The 18,527-nt window shown below is 68.4% G+C and carries 17 protein-coding genes; 9 read left to right on the plus strand and 8 right to left on the minus strand.

Annotated elements, in window-relative coordinates; translation table 11 throughout:
* Positions 1-23 precede the first annotated feature (23 nt).
* On the plus strand, positions 24-971 hold the full coding sequence (locus B5X82_RS18725; RefSeq protein ID WP_079649702.1) for an MlaA family lipoprotein: 948 nt from the start codon (positions 24-26) through the stop codon (positions 969-971).
* Positions 972-1,110: 139 nt separating this feature from the next.
* Positions 1,111-1,308 carry a hypothetical protein gene (locus tag B5X82_RS18730; RefSeq protein WP_047166930.1) on the plus strand — a complete coding sequence of 66 codons (198 nt, stop codon included), beginning with the start codon at positions 1,111-1,113 and terminating at the stop codon, positions 1,306-1,308.
* 96 nt (positions 1,309-1,404) lie between these two features.
* Here B5X82_RS18730 and B5X82_RS18735 read toward each other — a convergent pair whose 3' ends face one another.
* The 6 genes from B5X82_RS18735 to B5X82_RS18760 form a co-directional block, all read right to left on the minus strand.
* A complete protein-coding gene (locus tag B5X82_RS18735; protein ID WP_235862727.1) occupies positions 1,405-2,184 on the minus strand; it encodes an acid phosphatase in 780 nt (259 codons plus the stop codon).
* A gap of 49 nt (positions 2,185-2,233) precedes the next feature.
* Complete coding sequence (locus B5X82_RS18740) at positions 2,234-3,019, minus strand: CpsD/CapB family tyrosine-protein kinase (RefSeq protein WP_079649810.1); 786 nt, start codon at positions 3,017-3,019, stop codon at positions 2,234-2,236.
* Positions 3,016-4,467 (minus strand): GumC family protein, encoded by a 1,452-nt coding sequence (locus tag B5X82_RS18745; protein ID WP_079649704.1) that lies wholly within the window; start codon positions 4,465-4,467, stop codon positions 3,016-3,018. The genes B5X82_RS18740 and B5X82_RS18745 overlap by 4 nt, the downstream gene beginning before the upstream one ends.
* Positions 4,467-5,630, minus strand: coding sequence for a porin family protein (locus tag B5X82_RS18750; protein WP_079649705.1), 1,164 nt, complete (start codon positions 5,628-5,630; stop codon positions 4,467-4,469). The genes B5X82_RS18745 and B5X82_RS18750 overlap by 1 nt, the downstream gene beginning before the upstream one ends.
* 32 nt (positions 5,631-5,662) lie before the next feature.
* Positions 5,663-6,301, minus strand: coding sequence for a polysaccharide biosynthesis/export family protein (locus B5X82_RS18755; RefSeq protein ID WP_079649706.1), 639 nt, complete (start codon positions 6,299-6,301; stop codon positions 5,663-5,665).
* 590 nt (positions 6,302-6,891) lie between these two features.
* Positions 6,892-7,170 carry an integration host factor subunit beta gene (locus B5X82_RS18760; protein ID WP_176152626.1) on the minus strand — a complete coding sequence of 93 codons (279 nt, stop codon included), beginning with the start codon at positions 7,168-7,170 and terminating at the stop codon, positions 6,892-6,894.
* 261 nt (positions 7,171-7,431) lie between these two features.
* Between B5X82_RS18760 and B5X82_RS18765 the strand changes: the two genes are divergently transcribed.
* Entirely contained in the window at positions 7,432-7,797 is a 366-nt protein-coding gene (locus B5X82_RS18765) for a c-type cytochrome (protein WP_079649708.1), read from the plus strand.
* Between the two features lie 4 nt (positions 7,798-7,801).
* Here B5X82_RS18765 and B5X82_RS18770 read toward each other — a convergent pair whose 3' ends face one another.
* Together B5X82_RS18770 and B5X82_RS18775 are read right to left on the minus strand one after the other, a co-directional pair.
* Complete coding sequence (locus B5X82_RS18770; RefSeq protein WP_079649709.1) at positions 7,802-8,803, minus strand: ATP-grasp domain-containing protein; 1,002 nt, start codon at positions 8,801-8,803, stop codon at positions 7,802-7,804.
* A 90-nt stretch (positions 8,804-8,893) separates the two neighbouring features.
* Complete coding sequence (locus B5X82_RS18775) at positions 8,894-9,373, minus strand: Lrp/AsnC family transcriptional regulator (protein WP_079649710.1); 480 nt, start codon at positions 9,371-9,373, stop codon at positions 8,894-8,896.
* A 289-nt stretch (positions 9,374-9,662) separates the two neighbouring features.
* Here B5X82_RS18775 and B5X82_RS18780 point away from each other — a divergent pair, with 289 nt between their 5' ends.
* The 6 genes from B5X82_RS18780 to B5X82_RS18805 all read left to right on the plus strand — a co-directional run bounded on the left by B5X82_RS18780 (position 9,663) and on the right by B5X82_RS18805 (position 18,308).
* Positions 9,663-11,108 (plus strand): S10 family peptidase, encoded by a 1,446-nt coding sequence (locus B5X82_RS18780; RefSeq protein WP_223811168.1) that lies wholly within the window; start codon positions 9,663-9,665, stop codon positions 11,106-11,108.
* A gap of 17 nt (positions 11,109-11,125) precedes the next feature.
* Entirely contained in the window at positions 11,126-12,094 is a 969-nt protein-coding gene (locus B5X82_RS18785) for an ornithine cyclodeaminase family protein (RefSeq protein ID WP_079649711.1), read from the plus strand.
* Entirely contained in the window at positions 12,091-14,199 is a 2,109-nt protein-coding gene (locus B5X82_RS18790) for an amidohydrolase family protein (RefSeq protein ID WP_079649712.1), read from the plus strand. The genes B5X82_RS18785 and B5X82_RS18790 overlap by 4 nt, the downstream gene beginning before the upstream one ends.
* The gene (locus tag B5X82_RS18795) at positions 14,189-15,694 is read left to right on the plus strand and encodes a S10 family peptidase (RefSeq protein ID WP_079649713.1); all 1,506 of its coding nucleotides are present in this window, start codon (positions 14,189-14,191) and stop codon (positions 15,692-15,694) included. The genes B5X82_RS18790 and B5X82_RS18795 overlap by 11 nt, the downstream gene beginning before the upstream one ends.
* Positions 15,691-17,037, plus strand: coding sequence for an APC family permease (locus B5X82_RS18800; protein ID WP_079649714.1), 1,347 nt, complete (start codon positions 15,691-15,693; stop codon positions 17,035-17,037). The genes B5X82_RS18795 and B5X82_RS18800 overlap by 4 nt, the downstream gene beginning before the upstream one ends.
* Positions 17,038-17,117: 80 nt before the next feature.
* Complete coding sequence (locus B5X82_RS18805) at positions 17,118-18,308, plus strand: pyridoxal phosphate-dependent aminotransferase (protein WP_079649715.1); 1,191 nt, start codon at positions 17,118-17,120, stop codon at positions 18,306-18,308.
* The last annotated feature ends 219 nt before the right edge of the window (positions 18,309-18,527 follow it).

Below are 18,527 nucleotides of genomic sequence, written 5' to 3' on the forward strand. Positions count from 1 at the left end.
CCGCCCGAAAGGGGACATCGACAATGCATGCTTCGCGGCCAACCCTGGCCAGGATGATCGGCGTCGTCGCGCTTGGCCTGACCCTGTCGGCCTGCACCACGACCCGGGTGGGCACGGACCGGCTGGCCGAGAAGGATCCGCTGGAAGGCTTCAACCGCGCCGTCTGGGCGGTCAACCGCGGCGCCGACAAGGTCGTGGTCAAGCCGGTCACCCAGGTCTACCGGGCGGTCACGCCCCGACCGGCGCGCGACGGCGTCCGCAACTTCTTCGCCAATGTCGGGGAGCCCTTCTCCTTCATCAACAACATCCTGCAAGGCAAGGGCGACCGCGCGGTCCGCAACCTCGGCCGCTTCCTGATCAACACCACGGTCGGCATCGGCGGACTGTTCGACCAGGCGAGCCGCATGGGCGTGCGCCCGGCGACGGAGGATTTCGGCCAGACGCTGGCCGCCTGGGGCGCCAATGGCGGCCCCTATCTGATCCTGCCGCTGCTCGGGCCGTCGACGCTGCGCGACGGCGTCGGCACCGGCGTGTCGCAGCTCGCCGACCCCTATCGGGTCTGCCTGCGCGAATGCGGCCTGCCCAAGGGCCTGCCGACCGGCATGAACGTACTGGAGGTCATCAGCGTCCGCGACGGCCTGATCGCGACCGGCGCCGACAGCTTCCTGGAGTCCGCGCTCGATCCCTATGCCGCGGCGCGGTCGGCCTTCCTGCAGCGTCGGCGCGCCGAAATCCTCGACCAGGAGGGCGACGACGCGTCGGCGGAGGCGGCCGCTGCCGACGATGCGGCGGCGAATCCGATCGCCGACGATGGGCTCGGAGCGGCCGACGCGGATGCCGGAATTCCGGGAACCGATACGGCTCCGTCCCCTGACCAGCCGGCCGCCGCGCCGCCCTCTCCGGACGGCTCCGAAACGGCCGGGGAGCCCGATGTTCCCGTCACTTCCGAGCAGCCGAAGCAGCCGAATTAACTACCGGAACAAGAGACATTGCATCGCACTGCGCAAAACTGTAAGAAGTCCGAGCCTGTTTCGGGGGGAAACAAGCCTGAACGTGATTGGAATCGTTCGAGCCACTCTCTTTTTTAATTCACTTCCGGAGAATTCGATCATGAAGAAGATCGTTGCCCTTTCGCTTATCGCTGCTGCTTCGCTGACCGTCGCGGCCTGCAAGCCCAAGGCTGAAGCCCCCGCCGAGAACAACACCGTTGTTGTCGACAACGCCGCTGACGCGATGGCCGACACCAACGCCGCTCTGGCGGACTCGAACGCGGCTGCTCCGGCGGACAACGCTTCGAACGCGCTCTGATCCAGCGGGTGGCCGCCCCCGGCGGCCGCCATATGCGATTCGGAAGGCCGCGCCCCACCGGGCGCGGCCTTTTTCGTTGACTTTAATGCTCGGAAATCAGCGGAAAATCGGCTGGGTGACGAGCAGCTCCTGCGCCGAGCAGGCCTGTGCCGAAGCCGCATCGTCGAGCTTCGGAAGCGCCGCGAGCTCGGCGCGCGCCGCCACGACCATATCGGCATAGGCCCGTTCGGTACGCACCACTGCAAGCGTCGATGACGCGACCATCCGGCCTGCCTCCACCGCGCTCATATTGTGGACGCCGCAGACGATCCGGCTCTCGCCATAGGCGCGGGCGCGGGCCAGGATCGGCCCGGCGCGCTCGTGCAGCACCTCGGCCAGGACGAGGCCCCAGGTCCAGCCCCGCGTCGCATGGCCCGACGGGTAGTCGTAGCTCTGCGCCAGCGCGTCGGTCTGCGGCTCGCAGGTCTCCCCCGAATCGATCAGGAAGGGCCGCTTCTTCTTGTAGAAGGCCTTGAGCTGGTTGGTCTCGCGCCGGGAATCGCGCGACGCCTGCTCGAGCAGCGCCGCTGTCCGCGGCGCGTTGGTCGGGGTCATCGCGATCCGGGTGGCGCAGGAGAAGCCGCGCATCATCGACGCCGTGTCACCCGGCACGTCGGCGATCGCCATGTCCCAGCGCGGCGTCCCCTTCAGGGCGCGGGTGAGCTTGAACACTTCGCGGTCGGCGACGCCGCGCGCCTCCTCCGGGATTGGCGCGGGCGGGATGACGTCGGCGAGATTGAGATAGCCGGGATCGAGGAAGGTCGTCGCCTGCGGCGCCGCCGCGACCGCAATGCCGGCGGCCCCGGCGAGCACGGCCAGCTTCCAGGCCCGACCCATTCCCTTCATTCCGTCGCCCCCGTCCTGATCCGCGCCGAGGGGCGGCGGATCAATCGTTGTAATAGCCCCCATAGCGCTTGGCCTGGCCATAGCCATAGCCATAGTCGTCGGCCGCGAACCCGGCATTGTAGCGATTGAGCACGGTACCGATGCACGGCGCGGGCGTGAGCAGCCGGAAGCTGTCGCGGACCTGCTTGCGGGTGGTGACGCCGTCCTCGACGACCATCAGATAGGCGTCGATCTTCTGGCTCACGATGACAGCGTCGTCATTGGCGAAGACCGGCGGCAGGTCGCACAGGCACAAGCTGTTCTCGGGAAGCTGGCGCATCGCCGCGATCAGCGAATCCATCCGGGTGGACGCCATCAGCTCGTCCGACGCGGCGGCATTGCGATAGCTGGGGAAGATGGTGAGCTGCTCACCGGGGATGGTCCGCGCCACTTGCCGCAGGTCGTTGATCGTGCCGTCGAGATAGTGCGACACGCCGACCTCACCCTTCAGCCCGAAATTGCCGGCGATGGTCGAGCGGCGCAGGTCGAAGTCGAACAGATAGGTATGCAGGTCGGGCGTCCGGGCCAGCGCCGCGGCGAGGTTGGACGCGACGAAGCTCTTGCCGACCTTCGGCGTCGGCGAGGTGATGCCGATGATCCGCCAGCCACGCGCCCGGGCGATGCGCAGCAGCTGCGCGCGCAACAGGGTGAAGGGGCGCGAGCGCACGTCGCGGCTGTCGAAACCGTAGATGCCGGTCTCGCGCAGCTTCTCGAAGCCGGTCGCCCGATCGGCATCGCCCGGCACGGACGCGGCCGGCTCGACCGGCTCGGGCGGGACATAGCTCATGTCCGGGCCGCCCTGCGGCGCCACAGGAAACCGCCCTTGCGCCGACGGGTCTTGCCGCGCTGCTTCGACTTGAGGGTCGGGATCACCACCAGCGGGCCGACGCCGAGCAGCGACTGCAGCGCCGCGGCGCCGCGAATCGGCCGGCGCAGCAGCTCGACGAGCAGCGCCAGGGCGAGGCCGACGGTGATGCCGACCGCGAAGCCGCCGATGATCAGCAGCCCGCGATTGGGCGAATTGGGTTCGTCGGGCAGGGTCGGCGGATCGACCAGCACCAGCCGCTCGCCGCGCTGCTCGGCCGCCATCTTCTGCGCCGCCTCGGCCGCCAGCAGATTGCCCGAGATGCGGTCATAATTGGACCGCAGCCCCTCGGCCTTGGCCTCGAGCTGGCGGATGCTCTCCTCGATCACCGGCGCCGCGCTCTGCGCCGATACGGCGGCGCTGGCACGCGACATGTCGGCCGACTTGGCGCTGTTGAGCGAGGCGATCGTGCGGTTGTTGGCGGCGATCTGCGCGCTGACTGCGGGGTTGTTGCGCGGGCCGGTATTGGCCTTGGCCGCGGCGCGCGCCTCGGTCAGCCGCTGCCGCGCGGCGATCACGTCGGGATGGTTGTCGGAATAAAGCGCCTGGGCGGCGGCGAGGCCCGCCTCGGCCTGCGACACCCGCTCGTCGGCATTGGTGCTGCCGCTGTTGAGCCGCGCCTGTAGCTCGCTGTTCTCGCGCTGGAGCTGCGATATCTGGACGTCGTAGTTGGAGGTCGACGGGATGAAGCCGCCGATTCGCGACAGCGCCAGTCCGTTACGCGACTTGATCTCGGCGATCTTGCCCTCGATCTCGCCGATCTGGCTCTGCATCTGGCCGGCCTGGTCGCGCAGGAAGCCGACCGTGGCGTCGGCCTGCGCCGAGATCTGGGTACTGTCGAGCTTGAGCAGCCTTTCGGTGAACTGCTGCGTCACCGCCTGAGCCTTGGCCGGGTCCGAATAGGTGAAGGCCACCGAGAAGGCGATGGTGTTCGAGGTGCCGCGCCGTTCGGCGAGCTTGTCGATGCCCGCCGTCACCGGCGTGATCGCGGTCGCGTCGCGCATCATGTCGATGATCGAGGAAAGCGATTTGGAGCGGCGCTGCGACCGATAGAGGTCGTTCTGCTGGATCAGCTCGATCAGGCCGGGCCGGCTCAGTATCTGCTGCTTGATCCGGGCGATGCGCTGGTCGATCAGGTCGTTGACCGTGGTGGCGGCGATCGCCTCGGGCAGTTCCTTCGATTCGACGATGACGGTGGCGGAGGACTGGTAATGCGCCGGCAGGCCGTAGGCCAGGCCGATGCCGGTCCCCGCCGAGACGATGAACGGAATCAGCACGAGCCAGCGGCGCTGGACGAGGATCTGCGGCAGATAGGCGAGCAGGCCGTCCGCGAGCTCGACGTCGCCGATCGGATCGACCTGATCGTTCATCAGCGGGCCGTCAGCTTCAGCCGGGCGAAGACCTCTCCGCCGATGTCGGCCTTGATCGGAAGGCCAGCGCCATAGACGTCGCGATAGCGGCCCTGGGCTCCGACGGTGAGGCTGCGGAACACCCGCCAGTCGACGCCTGCGACGCCGGTGACGAACTGCCGGGTGCCACCGAGCAGCGCCGCCTGCGACTTGCTGCGCACGTAGCTGCCGGTCCAGCTCACGCCGACCCGCTCGGTCATCTGGCGGCGATAGTTTACGCCGAGCTGGGTCTGCTCGACCGTGCCGCCCGCCCCCGAGGCGCTGACCGAGCGGTCGCCGAAGAAGCAGAATTGGTCCTTCACGCCGGCATGGCAAAGCTGGAGCGAGCCCGACAGGCCGGTGCTCGACGCACTGCGCGCGGCACCCGGCACGGTGAAGGGCAGCGACAGGTCGCTGAACGACACGCCCAGCGAGGCGTCGATCGTCCAGGTCGGGCTGAGCTGCGACGAGAAGGTCACCGACGGCTGCATGATCAGCGTGCTGAGGCCCGGCGTGTCATAGTCGATCTTGTAGATCGATCCGCTGATGCCGATCTTCGACCGCGCGCTGATCGCGTGCTTCCAGCCGACGCGCCCGCCATAATTGTCCGAATCGTTGCCGGGCGGGCCGTTGCGGTAGCGGGTCGCGGTGTAGCCGCCGTCGACCGAGATCGAGTCCTTGGAGCCGACCTGATATTCGAACCCGCCGCTGGCGCTGAAAATATCGGCGCGGCGGCGCAGGCCGATCAGGTTGACGTCGGGATTGTCGACCGGATTGCCGGTGACGCTGTCGTCGCCCTGGCCGATGATCGAGCTGTCGTAGCGCAGCGCCGCAAAGGCGTTGAGCTTGGGCGACAGCCGCTGCTGCATCTCCAGCTCGCCGCCATAGCTGTCGGCCTTGCCATAATGTTCGAGATAGCCGGTCCGGTCGAAATGACCCGACAGCGCGACCTGTCCCTTCTCCGACTGCCGGACCAGCTTCGGCGCGATGCTGGTTTCGATATAGGTGGCCGAGAGATCGCTCCCCGCCGAGAGGAAGGGATTGGTGTCGTAGCCCAGTCGATAGTCGGTCTCGATCGTGAAGCGGGTCGTCGCCGACAGCGCCGGGGCGCTCGCGGCGGCGGCGACGCCGGCCAGAATCGGCAAAGACCAATGCATCCCCCGATGCCCCCCGTCGTTCATGGCACCACCACGGTGTCGCCGCTCTGCAGCTCGACGATCGCGCCGCGCAGATCGGCGGCCGACGGCGATCCCTTCATCGCGGTGTCGAGCCGGACGTCGATCACCTGGATCTGCGAGCCCTGCTTGCGATAGATCTTCACCCGGCTGAGGTCGGCGAACTCGGTCGGTCCGCCGGCGACGCTGATCGCTTCCAGCACGTTGACGTAGTGGCCCGGTGTGAAGGCGCCCGGTGCGCGCACCTTGCCCGCGACCGAGAAGCTGAGGCCGCTCGGATTCTTCACCGATACGGTCACCCGCGGGACGGTGTTGCGATACTGGTCGGCCAGCCCGGCGGCGATCACCCCCTCCAGGTCGGTGGGCAGCTTGTTGAGCGCGTCGATCCGCCCGACCAGCGGAAAGGAGACGCTGCCGTCGGGCAGCACCTTCAGCACCCGCTGGAGGCGTTCGTCGCCCCACACGTAGATTTCGATCTCGTCACCGGGATTGATCCGATAGGGCTTGAGCGGCGCGGTCGTCGCCACGGCCGCAGGCGCGGCGACCGGTGCCGGCGGCGCGGCCGCGAACGCCGACGCGGGACCGAGCAACGCTCCCGCCATGACCGAAACGATCCCCTTCACCATGCCCCCTTTACGCATCACAGCACCATAGCTTCCCGCCGCGGCGGCTCCGGACGGGCGAGCCGGCGCCCGGGCTTTTGCGACAATTGCCCCAAAAGCCCGGCGGACGAAACAGAAAAAGCCCATGCAAACCACGACTTTGCACATGCTAACAATTGCCGATGGTCGACCAAGGTCGAAGGCGGACGTCCGAAGCGGGGGAATGGTGCGGGCGGGGGGAATCGAACCCCCACAGGTCTCGCGACCTTACGGATTTTCGTACCACTTCGACTTTCGCCGCCGGTCCGGGCCGCGCGGGCCGGTGCCGTTCGTGGTCTGGACTATCCCTTCACCCTATCCGCCACCTCCAGAAGGAGGGGCGGACGTAGGCGCTGCCCGTCTAGTCTCTACACCTTCCGCGGTCCGCAGGACCGACGGCTTGGCTCGGGATCACCAGGAAACAGGCTTCCCCGAATTTGAGCAGTTCTGCACCGCCGGTTTCCCGACGGGCACTCGACATAGGTTCAAGTCCGTTGCGTCTACCAGTTTCGCCACGCCCGCAGCGCCGCAGCCGCGGTGCATAACCAGCCCCGCCGGGCGCGCCAAGCGCGAATCGGCCGGCCCTGCGGTCAGACGTTCAGGCGGACCCGCATTTCCTTTCCGGGCTTGAAATAAGGCACGCGCTTGGCCGAGACCGGCACGGTATCGCCAGTCCTGGGGTTTCGCCCGATCCGCGCGCTCCGTGCCCGCGTAGAAAAGGCGCCGAAACCGCGAAGCTCGACACGGCCGCCTTCGGCCAGCCGCTTGGTAATCGCGTCGAACAGGGTCGCGACGATCTTCTCCACTTCTTTGGGAGAAAGGTCAGGATTGTCCTGCGACAGCAATTGTACCAGTTCTGATCTGATCACAAAGCGACCCCCTTCGACGTCATGGTCAAACCGGCAAATGCTCATCGGGTACGAATAGCCGCCGCCACCGACGAAACCTGCCCCATTCAGGCCCGTTCCGATTCCATCTAGCTATAAAAACGCGATCAAATCAATCGGAGTTAAGGGAGCCGGGCCGGGCCGCAAGGGCGTCGTTCAGCCTTGCGACAGGCGGACGGCCGCAATAGACGGTCCGACGCCGCGAGCGGCCATGGCGGCCGCGCGGGCTGGAAAGGGTCTTCAATGCTCAAGCGCCTTGCACTTGCCTCGATTGTCGCCGCTTCGCTGGGGGCGCCCGCGTTGGCCGCGCCGCTGCCCAAGCCGCCGGTCTTCGGCGTGTGCGGCACCTGTCACAAGGTGGAAAAGGGCGGGCCGAACGGGATCGGCCCCAATCTGTTCGGCATCGCCAACACCAAGGCCGGCGAGGTCGCGGGCTTCAACTTCTCGCCCGCGATGAAGAAGTCGCCGATCAAGTGGACCCGGGCCAACCTGATCGCCTTCATCCAGGAGCCGCAGAAGACGGTGCCGGGCAACCGCATGCCGTTCGGCGGCCTCAAGAACCCGGATTCGGCCGCGAAGATCGCCGACTATATCCTGTCGCTGAAGTAAAGGTTCAGCGCCCGTCCGCTGCGATCAGCCGATCGAACAGCGGACGGGCTGCCGCCTCGATCGGGGCGGCGGTGTAATCGAACAGCGGGTTTGTCGACAGCGGGAAGAAATTCATCGTAGCGTTCGCTTCGAACAGCAGCGCCCGGCCATCGGGCAGCAACGCGAAATCGATCCCGAAATAGTCGAGCGGCATCCGCGCCCGGATCGCGCGCATCGCCGACCGCGCCGGCTCGGGCAGGCCGTCCAGCCCCCGCGCGAGCAGGTCGCGCTCCACCTCGATCCAGTGCGGCTGGCTCGGCATGAAGCGTTCGCGGTCGGGTCCGTGGACGTTCCATCGATCGGACACCAGCCGGTGGCGCATCAGCGGCGCGTCGCCGAACCAATAGAGCCGGAGCTTGTTGTAGAGCGGCTCGCCCCCGCGCGCATCGACGAAGCTGGTCAGCAGATAGGTCTTCGCCGGATCGAGCCGCGCTTCGAGTTCCTCGGGCCCGGACAGCAGCGCGACCACCTCGCCATTGTGGGTGCCGGGGAGGCGCAGGATCGCGGGAAAGGTGACGCCGGCCCGCTCGATCGCCGCCTGGGCGAGGTGCGACCGCCCCTTGAAGCGGGCGACCGGCGGGACGATCAGTCCCTCGATTCCGACGAGCAACCGGCTGACCCGGTCGCGTCCGCTCGCCAGCACCGCGGCGGGCGCGTTGATGATCCGGCCGGGAAAGCCGCGCAGGAAACGGTCCGCCGCTTCCAGCACCTTGGGATTGAGCTCGGGATCGGTGACAAGGTTGAGGATCGTCGCGATATTGTCGAGCCGCGGCCGCACCCGAACGCGGTGGAAATTGCCCGGTATGTGGAGGCGCACGAAATTTTCGGGATCGGACCGCAGCCGCCAGATGTCGGTGCTGCCCAGGTTGAGGACGTCCTCGCCGGATCTACGGACGAGGCCACTCTGCGCATCGCCACCGAAGAGATAGGCGACGCGGGTCCGTTCGATCTGGATCGGCGATGGCATGGCAGGATTGAGGTCCCGAAGGGGAGGGTTGCGCCCCCATGTGGCCCGGCGGATTCGCGATGTAAAACGGTATTCGCCGGCCCTCGCGGGTCAGAGACGGGTCTTGCGCACCGGGATCGCCGTGGTCTGCTTGATCTCCGACAGCGTCACGGTCGACTGGACGTCCTGCACGCCAGGGAGCTTCAGGATCACCCGGAAGATGAACTTCTGATACCAGTCGAGCGATTCCGCGATGATCTTCAGCAGCACGTCGCGTTCGCCGAAGATGGTGTGGCATTCCATGATCTCGGGCGTATTCTCGATCTTGCGGTTGAACTCGGCGCGCTGCTCGTCGCTCAGCGTGACCATCTTGAGCGTCGCGAAGATGTAGAGGCTCTCGCCGAACTTCCTGCGATCGAGCACCGCGACCTGGCCGACGATATAGCCCTCCTCGCGCAACCGCTGGAGCCGGCGCCAGCAGGGCGACTGCGACAGGCCGACCCGTTCGGCCAGCTCGGTGGTCGACAGCGCGGCGTCCTTCTGCACCTGCTCCAAGATCTTGATGTCGATCGGCGTCAGCGCTTCGGTCATGGGCCCCTCATTCTGTTGCGGACATGTGACGGGGGAGGCGGGTCCGGCGCAACATAAATTTGCCGGGCAAGCAGCCATCGGCGGCTAACATTATCCCCTCGCCGGAGCGCCCGGCCAGGGCGCCCCATCCCCTCCCGAGAAAATTCTATGCGGCGGCACGGCACAGGGCGCGAATCTTCGCATAACCATTTCGCAAGGGCACCCATAGATTGGACATATGGAGGGCCCGCCGCAGATGAGAATGAAAGCCGCTTTCAATCCATTCGTACTCACGCCCGCAATCGCGCTCATGATCGCTCTGGCTGCCGCTCCCGCCGCCGCCCAGCAGGCCGGGCCGGTCGCCGTCGTCGACCAGGTCGACCACCCCGTCGTCGTCACCAGGCACAAGGGCCGCTTCGGCGGGCAGGCGATCGCCTATACCGCGACCGTCGAGGGCATCGCCGTGTCGACCGGCGCCGACGAAGGCGCCCGCATCGTCAGCTTCGCCTACACCCGCGACAAGGCCGATCCCGCCACGCGGCCGGTGATGTTCCTGTTCAACGGCGGGCCGATCGTCGCCGCGCAATATCTCCACATCGGCGGGATCGGGCCGAAGCGGGTCGCCTATCCCGACGACGTCACCGCCGATCCGTCGAGCTTCGCGCTGGTCGACAACGGCTATTCGCCGCTCGACGCGGTCGACATGGTGTTCGTCGATCCCGCCTCGACCGGCTTCAGCCGCGTCGCACCGGGCACCGATCCCAGGGCCTATTTCTCGGTCAAGGCCGATGCGCGCCAGTTCGCGGCGTTCATCCGCGCCTGGCTGAAGCAACACGGGCGTGAGCGGTCGCCCGTCTACCTGACCGGCGAAAGCTACGGCACCAACCGCGCCGCCGAGATCGCCGGGCAGCTCGCCGACGGCCCCGATCCGCTGCCGCTCGCCGGCATCTTCCTCTACGGGCAGGCCGCCAACATCATCGAATATTCGCAGCGGCCGGCCAACATCACCAGCTATGTCGCCTCGCTGCCGACGATCGCGGCGATCGGCTGGTACCATGGCCGCGCCGACCGCAAGGGCCGCCCGCTCGACGCCTTCCTCGCCGAGGCGCGCGCCTTCGCCAAGGGCGACTATCTGACCGTCCTTTATCAGGGCAGCGCCGCATCCGACGCCGACAAGCGGCGGATCGCCGGTCGGCTGGCCGAGTTCAGCGGCATCCCCGCCGACTGGTATCTCGCCAACGGCCTCAAGATCACCAAGGAACGCTATCGGGTTGAGCTGCTCAAGGACCGGGGCTTGCTGCTCGGCCGCGCCGACGCGCGCTACACCGCGCCGATCACCGACAAGGGCGGCGCGCCCGACCCCTCCGACGTGCTGATGCAGGGGGTGCAGAAATTCTTCCCCCTCTATCTGCGCGACGATCTGAAGGTCGACTGGAAGGATGCCTATGTCCCGGCGATCGGCATCACCAGCCTCGAGGACTGGAACTGGGGTGACAGCGCCAGCCCGTTCGGCGACTGGCCCTATTACAAGGGCATCAGCAGGATGATGACGCTCAACCCGCGCTTCCGCCTGCTCATCGGCAACGGCATCTACGACACCCAGACGACGATGGGCGCGGCCGAGCTGCTCGCCACCCAGTCGGGCTGGGACCCGGCCCGCGTCACGCTGCGCTATTATGATGGCGGCCATACCGGCTATTCCGTCGCGGCGACGGCCAGGGCGATCGGCGACGATATCCGCGCCCTGGTCCGCTGAACACGGAAAGGGCCATCATGAACATCGCCTATTATGACGCGGAGCAGGTCGAACGGCTGCTCGACTATCCGGGCTGCATCGCGGCGGTGCGCCAGGCGATGCGCAGCCTGTCGGAAAGCGGCAAGGCGCAGCCGCTGCGCCAGATCGTGCGGATCGCCGAGAAGACGATGTTCGGGGTGATGCCGGGCGACCTCGCGGCGATCGGCAGCTTCGGCGCCAAGCTGGTCAGCGTCGCCGAGGATCCCGCCCGCCCCGGCCGCTCGCGCCACCGCGGCGTGGTCGTCGCCTATGCCGCCGACAGCGCTGAGGTGGAGGCGATCGCCGACGCCGAGGCGGTGACCGCGATCCGCACCGCCTGCGCCACCGCCGCCGCCACCGACGCGCTGGCGCGGCCCGACGCACGGGTGCTGGCGGTGTTCGGCGCGGGCACCCAGGCGGAGACGCACATCCGCGCGCTGCGCCACGTCCGCGACTTCGACCGCATCCTGCTGTGGGGTCGATCGGCCGACAGCACCGCGACGCTCGCGGCGCGGCTCTCGCGGGACCTGGGGATCGCCGTCGAGGCGACCACCGACGGCCGGCGAGCCGCTGGCGAAGCCGACGTCATCTGCACCGTCAGCGGCTCGGCCGAGCCGATCCTGTTCGGCGCCTGGGTCCGCGAGGGGACCCATGTCAACCTGGTCGGGTCGAGCATGCTCGGGCCGGTCGAGGTCGACGGCGCCCTCGTCGCCGCCGGCCGCTACATCGCCGACTATCGGCCCGGCGCGCTCGCCCAGGCGTCGGAGCTGGCGGTCGCGCGCGACGCCGGCCTCGTCACCGACGACCATGTCGTCGGCGAGATCGGCGAGGTCTTCGCCGGCACCCTCGCGGGCCGCGAGAGTCCGGACCAGATCACCCTCTACAAATCGCTCGGCCATGTCGTGCAGGACCTCGCCGCCACGGCCTATCTCCATCGACGCGCCCTTTCGGAAGGCATCGCCACGTGAACCGACTGCTCCTCAAGACCCTGTTCCCCTCGCTGCTGCTCGGCATGTCGGCGGCAGCCTTCGCCGCGACCGAGCAGCTGTCGATCGTCTCGAACGGCGAGACGGTCGGATCGATCGTCGTCGAGGGCGAAGGCGACCGGGCCACCGTCGACTATCGGGTCGACAATAACGGCCGCGGCCCCAAGCATCGCGAGGAGCTGACCTTCGGCGCGGGCGGCATCCCCACCGCCTGGACGATCAAGGGCACGTCGCTGATGGGCGGCACCGTCGACGAGAGCTATCGCTGGTCCGCCGGCCGCGCGCAGTGGAGCAGCCAGGCCGACCAGGGCAGCGCCAAGGCGAAGCAGCCGCCGCTTTACGTCGTCAACGATGACAGTCCCTATGCGATCTGGGTCTATGCCCGCGCCGCGCTGGCCCAGCCCGATCACAGCATCGCCGTCCTGCCCGCCGGCCGCATCGCGCTGGAACAGCTCAGGACGCTGACCGTCGGCGAGGGCGACGCCGCGACCGAGGTGACGGCGTGGCGGCTCACCGGGGTGCAGCTCAACCCGAGCTATCTGCTGCTCGACAAGGACCGCAAGCTGTTCGCGCTGTTCGGCCCAGGCGCCGACGGCACGACGATCCGCGCCGGCCATGAGGCGGCGGTTCCGATGCTCGGCAAGCTCGGCGCCGAACTGGAGACCGAGCGCGCCTTCCAGCTCCAGCAGAAGCTGGCGCACCGCTTCGACACCCCGGTCCGCATCCGCAACGTGCGGGTGTTCGATCCCGCCAGCGGCGCGTTGTCGCCCCTGTCGACCGTCGTCGTCATGCGCGACACCATCACCCAGGTGATCGCCGACGACCGATTGCCACAGCCCGAGGACGAGGTGGTGATCGACGGCGAGGGCGGCACCCTCTACCCCGGCCTGCACGACATGCATTCGCACGCGACGCTGCCGTCGGGGCTGATGTACCTCGCCGCCGGCGTCACCGCGACCCGCGACATGGGCAACGACAACGGCTTCCTGCAGGACCTGCTGTCGAAGATCGACGCCGGGCAGGTCGCCTGGCCGCGCATCGTCCCCAACGGCTTCATCGAGGGACGCAGCCCCTATTCGGCGCGCTTCGGCTTCATCCCCGCCTCGGTCGATGAGGCGCTGAAGGATGTGCGCTGGTACGCTGACCGCGGCTATGCCGAGATCAAGATCTACAATTCGATGAACCCCGACTGGGTGAAGCCGATCGCCGCCGAGGCGCACCGGCTGGGGCTGCGCGTCACCGGCCATGTCCCCGCCTTCGATACGCCCGACCGGGTGATCGCGGACGGCTACGACTCCATCGCCCACCTCAACCAGCTCATGCTCGGCTGGATATTGCGGCCCGAGGAGGACAGCCGCACGCCGCTGCGCCTGACCGCGATGGCGCGCGCGGGATCGCTCGACCTCGCGTCCGACAAGGTCCAGGCCACGGTGCGGCTGATGAAGCAGCGCAACATCGCGCTCGACACAACCGCCGTGACCCTCGAGCAGCTGATGATGAGCCGGGCGCGGCAGGTGCCAATGGGACAGGAGGACTTCCTGTCGCACATGCCGATCGGCTTCCAGCGCTACCGCAAGCGCTCCTTCGTCACGATCGCCGACAAGGCCGAGGCCGACGCCTATCAGGCCGGCTACGACAAGATGCTCGAAACGATCGCGATGCTCCACAAGGCGGGCATCCGCCTGCTGCCGGGCACCGACGACGCGACCGGCTTCTCGGTCCAGCGTGAGGTCGAGCTCTATGTGAAGGCGGGGCTGACCCCGGCCGAGGCGCTGCGCGCGGCGACGCTGGGGGCCGAGGAGTTCCTTGGCCGGGCCGACCGGCTGGGCAGCATCGCCCGCGGCAAGCTCGCCGATCTCGTGCTGGTGCCCGGCGATCCGACCAGGGACATCAGCGCGATCCGCCGGCCGCGCATGGTGATGAAGGGCGGGGTGATCTACTTCCCGACCGAGATCTACACCGCGCTCGGCATCACCCCCTTCACCACCGCGCCCGCGATCCGGCCGGCGGCGAAGGTCGCCGCGCGCGAGGACGCGGGCGGCGACGCCGTCGGCTTCGGCTATGGGGAGCATTTCCATGGGGATTGATCGCACGCTAATCGGACTGGCGCTGGCGCTCGCGGCACTGCCGGCGAACCCCGCGCCGGCCGCGCCGGCACCCGCCGCTGCCGCCACCGCCGCAGCGGCGCAGCCGCGCATCTTCCGGTCGGAGGGGCAAGGCGACTTCGGCGGCGTCCGCCTGCGCTATGCGGCGGCGGTCGAGGAGGTGCTGCTGCCCGGCGCCAGCATCTTCGTCACGTCCTATGTCCGCAGCGACGTCAGGGATTCCGGCAGCCGGCCGGTCATCTTCGCGTTCAACGGCGGGCCGGGGTCGGCATCGCTCTGGCTGCACCTCGGGGTGATGGGCCCGCGCCGGGTCGATTTCGACGATCCGACCCGGCCACGCACCGTCGCGCCCTTCGCTACCGTCGCCAACCCGGACAGCCCGCTCGACGTCGCCGACATCGTGCTGATCGATCCGCCCGGCACCGGCTACAGCCGCATCCTGCCCGGCGGCAAGCCCGAGCAATATTACGGGGTCGAGCAGGACGCCAAGGCGATGGTCCAGGTCGTCGAGCAGTGGCTGCGCCGCCACGGCCGCGTCAATTCGCCCAAATATCTCGTCTCCGAAAGCTACGGCACGGTCCGCGCCGCCGTCATGGCACGGCTGATGGCGGGCGGGCCGACCCAGACCGGGACGATGGACGGCCTGACGCTCAACGGCGTCGTCCTGCTCGGCCAGGCGATGGAGATGGCGCGCGGCGAAGGCGAAGACCGCGGCTATGTCGCGATCCTTCCCTCGCTCGCCGCCACCGCCTGCCATTTCGGCAAGGTCGCGGCCGGCTGCACGCCCGAAGGGCAGGTCGCGGCGGCGAGGCGCTTCATCGAGAGCGACTATCTCTCCGCACTCCATGCCGGATCGCGCCTGCCAGCCGAACGCAAGACCGCAGTGGCGCGCGAGATGGCCGCACTGATCGGATTGTCGGAAAAGGACATCCTCGCCGCCGACCTGCGCATCTCGGGTACGGCCTTCGCGAGGCTGCTGCTCGCCGACCAAGGCCAGCGCCTCGGCATGTACGATGCGCGCTTCACCCTGCCGCTGCAGGGCGCGGGCGGCGATCCGGTCGGCGACGATCCGGCGATGGGGCAATATGTCCCCGGCTTCGTCGGCGCCTGGAACGATTATGCGCGGAGGACACTGAAGGTCGACCTCGACATCCCTTACGAGCCGATCGCCTTCCGTGACGTCAACGGCCGCTGGGATTTCGGCTTCGGCCCGGGCGTCCCGGTGGGGAGAAATTATGCGCTCGACCTCGCCGCGGCGATGAATCGCAACCCGGCGATGCGGCTGATGGTCGGCACCGGCTATTATGACCTCGTCACGCCGCTCGGCAGCGCCGATTATGTGATCGCCCATGCCGGCATCCCGCTCGCCCGGACCAGCTTTCACGGCTATCCGTCAGGCCACGGCCCCTATCTGGGGGTCGAGGCGCGCACTGCGCTGGTCCACGATCTCCGCGCTTTTGTGAGCCCGGCCAAGTGACCGCCCCGGCCGCCGTCCCCGGTGAGCGTCCCAGCCTGCGCAAGAGCGTCGGGCTGGTCGGCGTCGTCACCTTCGGCGCGGGCACCGCGATCGGCGTCTCCATCTTCTCGATCCTCCAGCCGACGGCGCAAGTGGCGGGATCGGGGCTGCTCGCGGCGATCGGCGTCGCGGCGCTGCCGATGCTCGTCTTCGCGGTCGCCTATGCCTATCTCGGTTCGGCGCTGCCGGTATCGGGGGCGTCCTACGAATGGCCGACCCGCTTCATCCATCCCGGCGTCGGCTTCATCATCGCCTGGCTGCGCATCGTCTCCAACGTCGGCGCGCTGACGATCCTGTCGCAGGTGATGATCAGCTATCTCGGCATGGTCTTCCCGGTGCCGCTCAAGCCCGCCATGGCGCTGACCATCACCGCGGTGTTCGCGCTCAACTATGTCGGCGTGTCGATGGCGGCGAAGGTGCAGGCGCAGCTCATGGCGCTGCTGCTGATCATCCTCGCCATCTTCGTCGCGACCGGGCTGCCGCATTTCGATCCGTCGCTGGTCGGCAACCCGCTCGACACGCCGCCGCTCGCGATCCTCGCCGTCGTGCCGCTGATGATCACCCTGTTCCTAGGGATCGAATCGGCGGTCGAGATCGGCGAGGAGGTGCGCGACGCGCGGCGCAACGTGCCGCTCGGCATCGCGCTGGCGATCGGGCTGACCGCCCTGGTCTACGGCCTCGTCGCGCTCACCGCGCTCGGCCTGGTCGGACCCGGGACACTCGCCGTCAGCCAGGCGCCGCTGCTCGACGCGGCGAAGGTGGTGCTGGGCGACCTCGCGGTGCCGCTGATCGTCGGCGCCGCCTGCTTCTCGATCGTCAAGTCGATGAACGCGGCCACCCTCACCTTCTCGCGCAGCCTGTTCGCGATGGGCCGCAACGGCGCGCTGCCGCGCGCGATCGGGACGATCCACCCGCGCTTCGGCACGCCGCACCGGGCGATCCTGCTCGGCTATGCCTGCGCGATGTCGGGGCTGCTGCTGCCGCCGAGCCTCATCTTCCTGCTGCTCGCGGTCAACGTGCCGACGATGCTCAAATATATGGCCTGCTCCTATTCGGCGACCGTCGTCGCCCGCCGCCATCCCGAACTCCACCAGCGGTCGCAGCTCCGCCTGTCGCGTCCGGCGGTGGTGGCGGTCGGCTATGCCGGGGTGGTCTGCGCGCTGCTGGTCGGCGTCTTCGGGGTCGAGGCCGATCCGCGCCCCTATCTGCTGGTCGGCGGCTGGCTGATCGTCGGGCTCGCCTACTGGTTCCTCAAGGGCCGCCGCGACTCCGCCGACCAAGCCATGCGCGCTTTGGCCGAATAAGCGATCAAATTATGCGCAAGGACGGCTCCCGTCTCCGAGATAGAATAATTAGTGCCCGCGGGCGCCGGTAGAGAGGGCGCATGTCCAACGAACAACATCTGCCGGCGGCACGGCCGTCGCCCCCCGAAGGGGAAAGCTATGCGCAATGGGTCCGCGGCGCGCTCGCCATGGCCCGCGGGCGCGACGGGCAGGCGGTCAGCCTGTTCGAAAGCTCGATCCCCGAGCCGCGCGAGCTGCTGCGCAACACCGTGCTCGAGGCGGTCGATCCGGCCTTCTCGCCTTATTATGTCAGCGCGTTCGGCGACGGGAACCCGTTCGTCCGCGACATGCTGGCCGCGCGCTACGGCGTCGACCGCGACCGGATATTGTGCACCACCGGCGCGACCGGCGGCCTGTCGCTGATCTACCGCACCTTCGTCCGTCCCGGCGACCATGTCCTGATCGAGACCCCGGGCTTCGACCTGTTCGGCTATCTGGCCGAGGCGTCGGGCGCGGCGATCGACCGCTTCCGCCGCCATGGCGAGCGCTTCGAGATCGACGTCGCCGAGGTCGAGGCGATGCTGCGCCCCGAGACCCGGCTGGTGGTGCTGTCCGACCTGCACAACCCCTCGGGCATGTCGGTCCCGCAGGACGTGCTGCGCAAGCTCGCGGCGCTGGCCGAGCGGCGCGGCTTCCTGCTCGTCGTCGACGAGGTCTATGGCGACTATGCGTCGAAGGAGCGGCGGCCCGCCGCCGCCGCGACGCTGTCGCCCGCGGTTATCAGCCTGTCGAGCCTGACCAAGATCTACGGGCTGGCGGTGCTGCGCTGCGGCTGGATCGTCGGCGCGGACGCGGTGGTGGAGCAGCTCCGCCGGCTCAACGGCCGGATCGAGTTCGGCATCTCCACCCTGTCGCACGCGATCGCCGCGCACGTCCTGTCCGATGCCGAGCTGTTCGAGGCGAACTCGCGCCGCTATGTCGAGCGCTGCCGCCCCCGCTTCGAGGCGTGGTTCGACGCGATGACCGCCGAGGGGCTTATGGGCGGCGCGCTGCCCGACGACGGCTGCATCTGCTTCCCGTCGCTGCCCGGCATCGCCGACAGCCGCGCCTTTTCCGAATGGCTGATCGAGCGCTCCGGCGTGATCGTCGCGCCCGGCGAATATTTCGGCGCGCCGGGCCATGTCCGGATCGGCTTCTGCCAGGAGGACGACAAGCTCGATGCCGGGCTGCGCGGACTGGAGGAAGGGCTGCGCGCCTATGCCCGCCGGCCGCAGCCGGCGATCGGCCGCTGACGGCCGCCAGGGCCGGGAAATCTTGCTCGGCGATGGCCATGATCGGCGAAAGTTTATGCACGAACGGGTTCGCGAGGCTCGAATCAGAATAAATATGGCGCAGGTGCGCCGGTAACCTGATCCGGCCTCGAAAAAGGGGGCTCGTCGGGGAGCACCCCCTGGGCCGGAGGAAGAGGTCAAACCAGATGGACCGCCCGCGCGGGCGGAGCGGACATCCGA

The organism is Rhizorhabdus histidinilytica (assembly GCF_900167915.1).
GTDB classification, from domain to species: Bacteria; Pseudomonadota; Alphaproteobacteria; order Sphingomonadales; family Sphingomonadaceae; genus Rhizorhabdus; species Rhizorhabdus histidinilytica.

What these genes read in the sequence shown, in the direction of transcription:
- B5X82_RS18735 (WP_235862727.1), bottom strand. Translation starts at nt 2,184, where the DNA reads ATGGGTCGGGCCTGGAAGCTGGCCGTGCTCGCCGGGGCCGCCGGCATT.
- B5X82_RS18770 (WP_079649709.1), bottom strand. Translation starts at nt 8,803, where the DNA reads ATGCCATCGCCGATCCAGATCGAACGGACCCGCGTCGCCTATCTCTTC.
- B5X82_RS18765 (WP_079649708.1), top strand. Translation starts at nt 7,432, where the DNA reads ATGCTCAAGCGCCTTGCACTTGCCTCGATTGTCGCCGCTTCGCTGGGG.
- B5X82_RS18785 (WP_079649711.1), top strand. Translation starts at nt 11,126, where the DNA reads ATGAACATCGCCTATTATGACGCGGAGCAGGTCGAACGGCTGCTCGAC.
- B5X82_RS18795 (WP_079649713.1), top strand. Translation starts at nt 14,189, where the DNA reads ATGGGGATTGATCGCACGCTAATCGGACTGGCGCTGGCGCTCGCGGCA.
- B5X82_RS18745 (WP_079649704.1), bottom strand. Translation starts at nt 4,467, where the DNA reads ATGAACGATCAGGTCGATCCGATCGGCGACGTCGAGCTCGCGGACGGC.
- B5X82_RS18755 (WP_079649706.1), bottom strand. Translation starts at nt 6,301, where the DNA reads ATGCGTAAAGGGGGCATGGTGAAGGGGATCGTTTCGGTCATGGCGGGA.
- B5X82_RS18780 (WP_223811168.1), top strand. Translation starts at nt 9,663, where the DNA reads ATGATCGCTCTGGCTGCCGCTCCCGCCGCCGCCCAGCAGGCCGGGCCG.
- B5X82_RS18725 (WP_079649702.1), top strand. Translation starts at nt 24, where the DNA reads ATGCATGCTTCGCGGCCAACCCTGGCCAGGATGATCGGCGTCGTCGCG.
- B5X82_RS18740 (WP_079649810.1), bottom strand. Translation starts at nt 3,019, where the DNA reads ATGAGCTATGTCCCGCCCGAGCCGGTCGAGCCGGCCGCGTCCGTGCCG.
- B5X82_RS18775 (WP_079649710.1), bottom strand. Translation starts at nt 9,373, where the DNA reads ATGACCGAAGCGCTGACGCCGATCGACATCAAGATCTTGGAGCAGGTG.
- B5X82_RS18730 (WP_047166930.1), top strand. Translation starts at nt 1,111, where the DNA reads ATGAAGAAGATCGTTGCCCTTTCGCTTATCGCTGCTGCTTCGCTGACC.
- B5X82_RS18805 (WP_079649715.1), top strand. Translation starts at nt 17,118, where the DNA reads ATGTCCAACGAACAACATCTGCCGGCGGCACGGCCGTCGCCCCCCGAA.